This is a genomic window from Streptomyces sp. NPDC052299, assembly GCF_040679335.1.
Classification (GTDB): domain Bacteria; phylum Actinomycetota; class Actinomycetes; order Streptomycetales; family Streptomycetaceae; genus Streptomyces.
Map to the genome: position 1 here is coordinate 1 of NZ_JBFAUP010000012.1, position 10,942 is coordinate 10,942.

The 10,942-nt window shown below is 72.1% G+C and carries 10 protein-coding genes; 8 read left to right on the top strand and 2 right to left on the bottom strand.

All coding sequences use genetic code 11. From position 1 onward, the window contains the following. The coding region (map, locus tag AB0L33_RS21015) for a type I methionyl aminopeptidase (protein ID WP_365683547.1) at window positions 1–764 on the bottom strand (764 nt) is incomplete at its 3' end. A gap of 55 nt (window positions 765–819) precedes the next feature. Here map and AB0L33_RS21020 point away from each other — a divergent pair. The 8 genes from AB0L33_RS21020 (at window position 820) to AB0L33_RS21055 (ending at window position 9,582) form a co-directional block, all read left to right on the top strand. Then, window positions 820–1,089 carry a helix-turn-helix transcriptional regulator gene (locus AB0L33_RS21020; protein WP_365683549.1) on the top strand — a complete coding sequence of 90 codons (270 nt, stop codon included), beginning with the start codon at window positions 820–822 and terminating at the stop codon, window positions 1,087–1,089. A gap of 46 nt (window positions 1,090–1,135) precedes the next feature. Then, entirely contained in the window at window positions 1,136–1,516 is a 381-nt protein-coding gene (locus AB0L33_RS21025) for a PPOX class F420-dependent oxidoreductase (RefSeq protein WP_365683552.1), read from the top strand. Between the two features lie 116 nt (window positions 1,517–1,632). Next, window positions 1,633–3,024, top strand: a complete 1,392-nt coding sequence (locus AB0L33_RS21030; RefSeq protein ID WP_365683554.1) for a hypothetical protein — start codon at window positions 1,633–1,635, stop codon at window positions 3,022–3,024. A gap of 164 nt (window positions 3,025–3,188) precedes the next feature. Next, window positions 3,189–4,031 (top strand): nitrilase-related carbon-nitrogen hydrolase, encoded by an 843-nt coding sequence (locus AB0L33_RS21035; RefSeq protein ID WP_365683556.1) that lies wholly within the window; start codon window positions 3,189–3,191, stop codon window positions 4,029–4,031. Beyond that, window positions 4,028–5,311, top strand: a complete 1,284-nt coding sequence (locus tag AB0L33_RS21040) for an aspartate aminotransferase family protein (protein ID WP_365683558.1) — start codon at window positions 4,028–4,030, stop codon at window positions 5,309–5,311. Before AB0L33_RS21035 ends, AB0L33_RS21040 begins: the two co-directional genes overlap by 4 nt. A gap of 73 nt (window positions 5,312–5,384) precedes the next feature. Beyond that, entirely contained in the window at window positions 5,385–6,785 is a 1,401-nt protein-coding gene (gene hydA / locus AB0L33_RS21045; protein ID WP_365683560.1) for a dihydropyrimidinase, read from the top strand. Window positions 6,786–6,962: 177 nt separating this feature from the next. Further along, window positions 6,963–7,979: a TIGR03842 family LLM class F420-dependent oxidoreductase gene (locus AB0L33_RS21050; RefSeq protein WP_365683562.1), complete on the top strand. Its 1,017-nt coding sequence runs from the start codon at window positions 6,963–6,965 to the stop codon at window positions 7,977–7,979. Window positions 7,980–8,055: 76 nt separating this feature from the next. Then, the gene (locus tag AB0L33_RS21055) at window positions 8,056–9,582 is read left to right on the top strand and encodes an NCS1 family nucleobase:cation symporter-1 (protein ID WP_365683564.1); all 1,527 of its coding nucleotides are present in this window, start codon (window positions 8,056–8,058) and stop codon (window positions 9,580–9,582) included. A gap of 52 nt (window positions 9,583–9,634) precedes the next feature. Here the strand turns inward: AB0L33_RS21055 and AB0L33_RS21060 are convergent, their stop codons facing one another. Continuing rightward, entirely contained in the window at window positions 9,635–10,900 is a 1,266-nt protein-coding gene (locus AB0L33_RS21060; protein ID WP_365683566.1) for a hypothetical protein, read from the bottom strand. Window positions 10,901–10,942: the final 42 nt, after the last annotated feature.

The window sequence follows — 10,942 nt, forward strand, 5'->3', positions numbered from 1 at the left end:
AGCGCGGTCAGGATGCGGGGGCCGTCGTCCGTGATCGCCACCGTGTGCTCGGCGTGTGCGGCGCGGCTGCCGTCGGTCGTGCGCAGGGTCCAGCCGTCGCGGTCCGCGCGGTACGTGTCCACGCCGCCCCCGGTCAGCATCGGCTCGATGGCCAGCACCATGCCGTGGCGCAGCGGCATCCCGCGCCCCGGGCGGCCCTCGTTGGGCACTCCCGGGTCCTCGTGCATCTCGCGGCCCACGCCGTGCCCGCCGAACCCCTCGGGGATGCCGTAGCCGGCGGTGCGGCAGACGGTGCCGATGGCGTGCGCGATGTCGCCGATCCGGTTGCCCACGGTGGCCGCCGCGATGCCCGCTTCCAGGGCCCTGTACGCGGTGTCGATGAGCAGGGTGTCGGCGGGGCGGGCGCGGCCCACGGTGAAGCTGATCGCCGAGTCGCCGGCCCAGCCGTCCAGCGTGGCGCCCGCGTCGATGCTGACCAGGTCGCCGTCGCGCAGCCGGTAGTCCGTGGGGATGCCGTGCACGATCGCGTCGTTGACCGACGCGCAGATGACCGCGGGGAAGGGGACCGGAGCGAAGTGCGGCCGGTAGCCGAGGAACGGCGAGCCCGCGCCCGCCTCGCGCAGCACGCCGCGCGCCACCTCGTCCAGTTCGCGCAGCGAGACGCCGACCCCGGCGGCCTCCCGGGCGGCGGTCAGCATGCGGGCGACGACGCGGCCGGTCGCACGCATGGCTTCGATGGATGTGTCCGTCTTGAGTTGCACCATGCCAATTACAATACCGCAATTACTATACCGGTCTGAGCGGTATTAGAATGGGGCCATGGTCCGTACCCCCCTGACCCCCGAAGAGCGCCTGCGCGGCGAACGGCTCGGTCTGCTGCTGCGCGAGGCGCGCGGCGCCCGCAGCATGACCGAGATCGCCGCCCGCGCCGGGATCTCCGCCGAGACCCTGCGGAAGATCGAGACCGGCCGCGCCCCCACCCCCGCGTTCTTCACCGTCGCGGCCCTCGCCGGAGCCCTCGGCCTCTCCATGGACGAACTCCTGCTGCGCTGCGCCCCGGAACCGGCGGCCGTGCCCCTCGCCGGATAGCGCCCCGCTCGCGCCCCGCTTGCGCCCCCGCGCCTACGCTGGGGCCATGAGCCTCCAGGACTTCGCGCGCAGCGAGTACGTCAGCCTGACCACGTACCGCAAGGACGGCACGCCCGTCGCCACCCCCGTCTGGGCGGTGGCCGAAGGCGGCGAACTGCTCGTCTGGACCAAGACCGACTCCTGGAAGGTCAAGCGCCTGCGCAACGACAACCGGGTCCGGGTCACCGTCTGCGACGTGCGAGGCCGGACCGAGGAGGGCGCCCCGAGCGCCGAGGGCACCGCCAGGCTGCTCGACGAGCGGGAAACGGCCGCCGTGCGCCGGGCCATAGGCCGCAAGTACACCTGGAAGTACTGGCTCCTCGACTATCCGGCGATGATCGTCCGCCTGGGCAAGCGCCCGCACACCGGGATCGCCATCACCCTCTGAGCCGGGCCCCGCCCCGGTCGCCTCGGAGTTGCAAAGTGCGCGTAGCCGTCCCGTAACACGCCCGCGGTCCAATGCCCGGGCTGGAGGATTCCAGCCGACGGCGGCCGAAGGTGACGGTGACGGTGCATCAAGAGGCGGTATCCGTAGAGGAGTTCGCGCATCACCTGCGGGAGCTGGTGGCGCTGCTCGATCCCGGCCGCGGTTGGTACGGGGTCTTCCGGCGACGCGATCCCGCCGGGATGGGCGCCTGCCTGGACGGGGCGGAGCTGCCGCCCTGGGACGTGATGGAAGCGCTCTTCTCGGACCTGGCGGAGGTGCGGGGCACCGCGTACGCGGAGCAGGCGTCGACGCGTGCCGCCCGGCTCCACGCCGACTGCGCGCTCGGTCTCGACCGCCGTCCGGGCGGCCGGGCGCGGCTCGTGGAACGGCTCGGCCTCATGCTCCGTGAGCAGGCGTACGCCGCCGAGCGGCTGCGGGCGGCCCGCGAGAGCGGCGACGGGGACGAGACCACCGGGGTGCTCGCCTGGGCCCGCGACGACCACGCCCGCGCCTCGGCCCGCTGCGCCGAACTCCGACGGCGCCTCTCGGCGCTCTCCCGTTCCCCGGACCGGATCGGCACGGCGCCGGTGCCGGGGAGGCCGGGAGCGCCGGAGCGGGGCGCGGAGCCGGAGACCGCGGCGCCGGGGCGGCCTCCGGCGCCACCCGCCGCCGCGCCGGTGATGGAGGGGGAGCCCGGGACCGTCGCGCCGGAGCCGTCCCCGGCGCCCCCGACCCCCGCCGCCGAGCGGTCACCGGCGCCCCCGCCCGCCCGGAAGCGCAAGCCGACCGGGGCGCGGTTCGCCGGACTGGATGCCGGGGTCGCGGGCCGGGCGGACGAGGCGCCCGTCCTCCCCGCCGCGCCCGCCGTGTCACCGCGCGGTGCCCGCTTCGGCGGCGCACCCGCAGCATCGGACGCGGAGCGGCCCACGGCCCCGCCGGACCCGGCCGCGCTCCGGTTCGCCCAGGCGACCGTCGGTGCGCTGCTCCGGTTGCGGGCCGAGGGCCGCGGCGGCGACGCCCATGCCGTGCTCTGCGAGGCGGCGGCCCTCCCCGCGCACCGGCTGCCGCTCCTGGCCGTCGAGCTGCACCGGGCCGGGCTCGGCGCGGACTGGGCGACCCTGCTCTGGGAGGCCGCCTCGCTGCCCCCGGACGGGCTCGCGGCCGCCGTGGACGCGCTCGCCGCGGCAGGGCGCACCGAGGACTGCGGGCGGCTGCTGCGGCAGGGCGTCGCACGTCCGGCCGCCGAGATCGCCGACGCCGCGACCGCCCTCGAACGGGCGGGCCGGGGGCCGCTGGCCCAACTGCTGCTCGGCGCCTTCGTCCGGGTGCGGTCGCCCCAGGAAGCGGCCGAGGTGGCTTCGGTCGACCCGCCCCGCCTCGCGCCGCAACTGCTGGCCGCCGCCCGGACGGTGTCCGAGGCGCGGGAGCGGGGCGTCGAGCACGCGCTGCGCGTCGCGGGTCTCGGCTGAGGCGCACTGGCCCGCACGGGTGTGAAACATGATCGACTCAGCCGGTTCACTGCGATGGTCTTGCCCCGCCGTGTGACGGGGCTTACGTTCTCCCCTACGCACGTGTCTACGGGCGTAGAAGAAGCACGAAGAGGCTCTCTGACGCCGCGTCGAAGGAGCAGCTCATGTCCCACGTCGTACGCGCCGCACTCGTCCAGGCGACCTGGACCGGCGACACCGAATCCATGATCGCCAAGCACGAGGAGCACGCCCGCGAGGCCGCCCGGCAGGGGGCGAAGATCATCGGGTTCCAGGAGGTGTTCAACGCCCCCTACTTCTGCCAGGTGCAGGAGCCCGAGCACTACCGCTGGGCCGAGGCGGTGCCGGAGGGCCCGACCGTACGGCGGATGCGGGACCTGGCCCGCGAGACCGGCATGGTGATCGTCGTCCCGGTCTTCGAGCTGGAGCAGTCCGGCTTCTACTACAACACCGCGGCCGTGATCGACGCCGACGGCTCCTACCTCGGCAAGTACCGCAAGCACCACATCCCGCAGGTCAAGGGCTTCTGGGAGAAGTACTACTTCAAACCCGGCAACATGGGCTGGCCGGTCTTCGACACCGCGGTCGGCAAGGTCGGCGTCTACATCTGCTACGACCGGCACTTCCCCGAGGGCTGGCGGCAACTCGGCCTCAACGGAGCTCAGTTGGTCTACAACCCGTCCGCCACCTCACGCGGTCTCTCCGCCTACCTGTGGCAGCTGGAGCAGCCCGCTTCCGCCGTCGCCAACGAGTACTTCATCGCCGCGATCAACCGCGTCGGCCAGGAGGAGTACGGCGACAACGACTTCTACGGCACCAGCTACTTCGTGGACCCGCGCGGTCAGTTCGTCGGCGAGGTCGCCAGTGACAAGGAGGAGGAACTCCTCGTCCGAGACCTGGACTTCGGGCTCATCGAAGAGGTCCGGCAGCAGTGGGCGTTCTACCGGGACCGCCGCCCCGACGCGTACGAGGGGCTGGTCCAGCCGTGAGCAGCCTCCACCACCGCCACCTCGCCGTCAGCCCCGACTGGCTGGCGCTCTACTACCGCCACCCGCTGGAGATCACGCACGGCGAGGGCCGCCACGTCTGGGACGCCGACGGCAACCGCTACCTCGACTTCTTCGGCGGCATCCTCACCACCATGACCGCCCACGCCCTGCCCGAGGTCACCAAGGCCGTCAGCGAGCAGGCCGGGCGGATCATCCACTCCTCGACGCTCTACCTCAACCGCCCGATGATCGAGCTGGCCGAACGCGTCGCCTCGCTGTCCGGCATCCCCGACGCCCGGGTCTTCTTCACCACGTCCGGCACCGAGGCCAACGACACCGCGCTGCTCCTGGCCACCACGTACCGCAGGTCGAACCAGATCCTGGCGATGCGCAACAGCTACCACGGCCGGTCCTTCTCCGCGGTCTCCATCACCGGCAACAACGCCTGGTCACCGACCAGCCTCTCACCGCTCCAGACCCTGTACGTGCACGGCGGAGTCCGCACCCGCGGCCCCTACGCGCACCTGAGCGACGAGGAGTTCACCGCCGCCTGCGTCGCGGACCTGGAGGACCTGCTCGGCCACACCCGCGCCCCGGCAGCCCTGATCGCCGAACCCATCCAGGGCGTCGGCGGCTTCACCTCACCGCCCGACGGACTGTACGGCGCGTTCCGCGAGGTGCTGGACCGGCACGGCGTGCTGTGGATCTCCGACGAGGTGCAGACGGGCTGGGGACGCTCCGGCGAACACTTCTGGGGCTGGCAGGCCCACGCCCAGAACGGGCCGCCGGACATCCTCACCTTCGCCAAGGGGATCGGCAACGGCATGTCCATCGGCGGCGTGGTGGCCCGCGCCGAGGTCATGAACTGCCTGGACGCCAACTCCATCTCGACCTTCGGCGGTTCACCGGTCACCATGGCGGCCGGCCTGGCCAACCTCTCGTACCTCCTGGAGCACGACCTCCAGGGCAACGCCCGCCGCGTCGGCGGCCTGCTCATCGAGCGGCTGCGCGCGATCGGCGCCACCTCGGAGCGCGTCCGCGAGGTGCGCGGCCGGGGCCTGATGATCGGCATCGAGCTGGTCAGGCCCGGCACCGACGAGGCCGACCCGGAAGCGGCCGCGGCCGTCCTGGAGGCGGCGCGCGAGGGCGGCCTGCTCATCGGCAAGGGCGGCGGCCACAACACCAGCGTGCTGCGCATCGCCCCGCCCCTCTCGCTCGCGATCCCCGAGGCGGAGGAGGGCGCGGACATCCTCGCCGACGCGCTGCGCACGGTGGGCTGAGCGCCGACCACCGCGCGGGTGCGGGGCCCGCCCCCGCACCCGCGTTCCACCCGTACAACGAGGAGGGGTACCCATGAGCCGTACCGTCATCCGCGGCGGCCTGGTCGTCACCGCGTCGGACGAGATGCACGCGGACGTCCTCGTCGACGGCGGCCGGATCGCCGCGCTCGCCGCCCACGACAGCGACGAGGCGGCGGGCTGGACCGCCGGCCGGACCATCGACGCGACCGGCAAATACGTCATCCCGGGCGGGGTCGACGCGCACACCCACATGGAGATGCCGTTCGGCGGCACCTACGCGGCCGACACCTTCGAGACCGGCACCCGCGCGGCGGCGTGGGGCGGCACCACCACCATCGTGGACTTCGCCATCCAGTCCGTCGGCCGCTCCCTGCGCGAGGGCCTGGACGCCTGGTACGCCAAGGCGGACGGCAACTGCGCCATCGACTACGCCTTCCACATGATCCTCGCGGACGTGAACGAGTCCTCGCTCAAGGAGATGGACCTCCTGGTCGGCGAGGGCATCACCTCGTTCAAGCTCTTCATGGCCTACCCGGGGGTCTTCTACAGCGACGACGGGCAGATCCTGCGCGCCATGCAGCGGGCCGAGTCCAACGGCGGCCTGATCATGATGCACGCGGAGAACGGCATCGCCATCGACGTCCTGGTCGAGCAGGCCCTCGCCGCGGGCCGCACCGACCCCCGCCACCACGGCGACGTGCGGAAGGTGGCGCTGGAGGCGGAGGCCACGCACCGCGCGATCCAGCTCGCCCGGGTCGCCGGATCGCCGCTGTACGTCGTGCACGTCTCCGCCGACGAGGCCGTCGCCGAGATCGCCACCGCCCGCCACAAGGGGCAGCCGGTCTTCGGCGAGACCTGCCCGCAGTACCTCTTCCTCTCCACCGACAACCTCGCGGAACCGGACTTCGAGGGCGCCAAGTACGTCTGCTCCACGCCGCTGCGGCCCCGGGAGCACCAGGAAGTCCTGTGGCGCGGGCTGCGCAACAACGAGCTCCAAGTCGTCTCCACCGACCACTGCCCCTTCTGCTTCTCCGGGCAGAAGGAGCTGGGCCGGGGCGACTTCTCGAAGATCCCCAACGGCATGCCGGGCGTCGAGAACCGCATGGACCTGCTGCACCAGGCGGTCGTCGACGGCCACATCTCGCGACGCCGCTGGATCGAGATCGCCTGCGCGTCCCCGGCGAGGATGTTCGGCCTCTACCCCAAGAAGGGCACGATCGCGCCCGGCGCCGACGCGGACATCGTCGTCTACGACCCCGCGGCCCGCCAGACCGTGTCCGCCGAGACCCACCACATGAACGTCGACTACTCGGCGTACGAGGGAAAGCATCTCACCGGCCAGGTCGAGACGGTGCTCTCGCGCGGCGAGGTCGTCATCGACCGACGCACGTACACCGGCCGTACCGGCCACGGCATCTACACCCCCAGAGCCACCTGTCAGTACCTGAACTAGGGGGTGTCTTGCCGATCATGGCCGGGTCCGCGGCGCCTGGCACGGCACCTCGCGGCGTTGCCGAAACGCCCCAATAGCTCCGCTATCGAGACGCTCCGGCGCCTTGCGATGCACCGCACCAGACGCCGCGGCCTGATCCGACCCTGATCGACAAGACACCCCCTAGGAGCAACGGCAATGGACTTCGGACTCGTCCTCCAGACGGACCCGCCCGCGTCGGCCGTGATCAGCCTGATGCGCCGCGCCGAACGCAACGGCTTCCGCTACGGCTGGACCTTCGACTCGGCGGTGCTCTGGCAGGAGCCCTTCGTCATCTACAGCAGCATCCTGGAACACACCGACCGGCTCACCGTGGGCCCCATGGTCACCAACCCGGGCACCCGCACCTGGGAGGTCACCGCCTCCACCTTCGCCACCCTCAACGACATGTACGGCAACCGGACCGTGTGCGGAATCGGCCGGGGCGACTCCGCGATGCGCGTCGCCGGGCGCCCGCCCAACACCCTGGCCCGGCTCGGCGAGGCCATCGACGTCATCCGCGACCTGGCCGAGGGCCGCGAGGCCGAGGTGGACGGCAGCCCGGTCCGCATCCCCTGGATCAAGGACGGAAGGCTCCCCGTCTGGATGGCCGCCTACGGCCCCAAGGCCCTCGCGCTCGCCGGGCAGAAGGCCGACGGCTTCATCCTCCAGCTCGCGGACCCGTATCTCACCGAGTGGATGATCAAGGCGGTGCGGGACGCGGCGGCCGGGGCCGGACGCGACCCGGACTCCGTCACCATCTGCGTCGCCGCCCCCGCCTACGTCACCGACGACGACTCGCCCGAGGCGCTGGCCCACGCCCGGGACCAGTGCCGCTGGTTCGGCGGGATGGTCGGCAACCACGTCGCCGACCTCGTCGCCCGGTACGGCGAGCACTCGGGCCTGGTCCCGGACGAGCTGACCGCGTACATCAAGGACCGGCAGGGCTACGACTACAGCCACCACGGACGGGCCGGGAACCCCGACACCGCGTTCGTCCCCGACGCCATCGTCGACCGCTTCTGCCTGCTCGGCCCGGCCGCCGCCCATGCCGAGAAGCTGAGACACCTCAAGGGTCTGGGCGTCGATCAGTTCGCGGTGTACAACATGCACGACGCCCGCGAAGCCACCATCGACGCCTACGGCTCCGCCGTCATCCCCGCCCTCACCGACTGACGGCCCCCACGGTCGTACGCGAACCCCCCGCGCCCCGCCCCGCACGGCACCGCCCCGAGCGAAGGGTCCAGCCGCCATGACATCGACCGCGCCACCCTCCCCGTCCTCCGCCCCGGAGCCCATACCGGCCTCCTCCGACCGCGTCGAACTCGCCCCCGGCGCCGTCCCCGACGACAACCGCTTCGTCAACGCGGACCTGCTGCCCGTCCCCCTGGCACGGCGCAACTGGAACACGTACAACTTCACCGCCCTCTGGGTCGGGATGGCCCACAACATCCCGTCCTGGCTGCTCGCCTCCGGTCTCGTCGCCCTCGGCATGGACTGGAAGCAGGCCGTCCTCACCATCGCGCTCGCCAACCTGATCGTGCTCGGGCCCATGCTGCTCACCGGCCACGCCGGGCCCAAGTACGGCATCCCCTTCCCGGTGCTGGCCCGGGCCTCGTTCGGGCTGCGCGGCGCCAACCTCCCGGCCCTGATCCGGGCGGCGGTCGCCTGCGCCTGGTTCGGCATCCAGACCTGGATCGGCGGCGTCGGCATCTTCACGCTGCTGGGCAAGGTGTTCGGCGGCTGGGCCGAGGCGTCCGACATCGGCGGGCAGCCCTGGACGCTCTGGCTGTGCTTCGTCCTCTTCTGGGCCCTGGAACTCGCCATCATCTACCGGGGGATGGACGCGCTGCGCCGGTTCGAGAACTGGGCCGCGCCCTTCGTCATCGTCGGCGCGGTGGTGCTCCTGGTCTGGATCGCGGTCAAGGCGGGCGGCTTCGGACCGCTGCTCGACCAGCCGTCGGAGCTGGGCTGGGGCAAGGACTTCTGGCCCGTCTTCTTCCCGTCCCTGATGGGCATGATCGCCTTCTGGGCCACGCTCTCCCTGAACATCCCGGACTTCACCCGCTTCGGCGCGGGCCAACGCGCCCAGATCCGGGGCCAGTCGCTCGGACTGCCCACCACGATGACCCTGTTCGCGCTGCTCTCGGTGCTCGTCACCTCCGGCTCGCAGGCCGTCTACGGCAAGGCCGTCTGGGACCCGGTCGAGCTGGTCGCCCACACCGACAACGTCTTCGGACTCCTCTACGCCCTGGTGACCGTCCTGGTCGCGACGATCTCCGTCAACATCGCGGCGAACGTCGTCTCACCCGCGTACGACCTGGCCAACCTCGCGCCGAAGTTCATCAGCTTCCGCACGGGGGCGCTGATCACCGGAGTCGTCGGCGTCGTCATCATGCCGTGGAAGCTCACCGAGACGCCCGAGCTGTACATCTTCACCTGGCTCGGCCTGGTCGGCGGGCTGCTCGGCACGGTCGCCGGCATCCTGATCGCGGACTACTGGATCGTCCGCCGCACCGTGCTCGACCTCGCCGATCTCTACCGGCCCGGCGGGCGCTACTGGTACACGGGCGGCTGGAACTGGCGGGCCGTCACCGCGTTCGCCGTCGGCGGGGTCCTGGCGGTCGGCGGCTCCCACTCGAAGCCGGGGGAGGGGCCGTTCCCCTCGGACGGCGTCATCCCGTTCCTGAAACCGCTCGCGGACTACGGCTGGGCGGTCGGCCTCGCGGCCTCGCTCGTCGTGTACGTGGCACTGATGGCGGGCCGTCGCAAAGGGTGAATGCCGCCTGAGTGCGCCGGCGTTCGTTCGGCGTACTCAGGCGGCCTCTCGGTCAGGACGACTTGCAGTTCACCTTGATCGGTGCGGCGGCGGCGTGCCGGTTGTTCGCGCCGCTGCCCCGGTTGTCGAGGACGATCGATATCTTGCCGGTGCTCACCGGGAACGTCCCCGCGTTCACCCACTGTCCAAGGTGCGCGGTCTGGTTGATCTCGAAGGTGTCGACCACGGTGCTCGACTTGGCTTCGAAGTACCGGTGCACCGTGTAGTGGGCGGGGCTGCCGCCGACGTAACTGACGTCCCTGACGTTCGGGATGAAGACCGAGACCTGACAACTGCCCCTGTCCACATCGCCAGTGGGGAACTTCCACTGCGCCCAGTCGGTCGTCTTCGTGGAACTGCCGGACATCGGAAGGCTGTAGTAGAACCCACTGCACCCGTACGAGGTCTGGCTGCCGCCGCTTCCGCGCCACCCCTCGTTGCTGTCGCGCCACCGGTCGGACGTGGCGAAGCCCGGGGTGTTGCAGCCGGGGCCTATGAAGTGGCTGTACGTGACGGGGGCCACTTGGGCGCCGTCCTTGGCGGGGGAGCCGGCCGGGGGCTTGCCGGAGCTGCTGTGATCGGCGGCCGCCTCCTCGGTGGTCCCGGACGTCTTCGCCGTGGTGTTCCGTGTCGTCGTGCCCGTCTTTCCAACCTCGTGTCCGGCGCTCTTCCCCTCCGGGGCGCCGGCCTCGTGCACGCCTCCGATCTTCGCGCTGTCGCCGCCCTTGCCGTTCGGCCTCGAGCCCGTCGGCTTGCCCTTGCGCGGGGCCCGGGTGGTGTCGTCGCCCGGCGCGTTCTGCCGACCGGGGACAAAGCCGGGGCCCGAGCCGTCGGGGCCCATCCGGCTGCCGGCCGGGGCGGCGGCTGAGGTCGGAGCGGTCTCGTCGTCCGAGCCGGACAGGCCGGAAATCAGGAGAGTGGCGCCCATGAGGATCACGCCCCCGGCCACGGCGGCGGCGACCAGGGGTTTTCCGGGGCGGCCGGGGGTGGTGGCGGGTTGTGCGGGGGCGGGGGGCGCCTCTTCCTCCGCCTCCGTCCGGGCTTCGGGTTCGCCGTCCGGGTCGGTCTCGGGCCGGGCCCGGGCCTGTCCGGCTTCCGGTGCGCCCTGGCCCTCTGTCTCGGCCTCGGTCTCTGCCTCGGGGGCCGGTGCGGTCTGCGGCCGGACCGCTTCCTCGGGTTCCGGAGGGGCCGACGCCTTCTCGGGGAACAGCCCGGTGACCGGTTCCTCGGCCGGGGCCTGGACGGCCACCGCGCGGGCGGCGGACTCGCTGGTTGTCATGAAATGCCTTTCAGATGAAGCAGGGCGAGGGGAGGGGCGCCA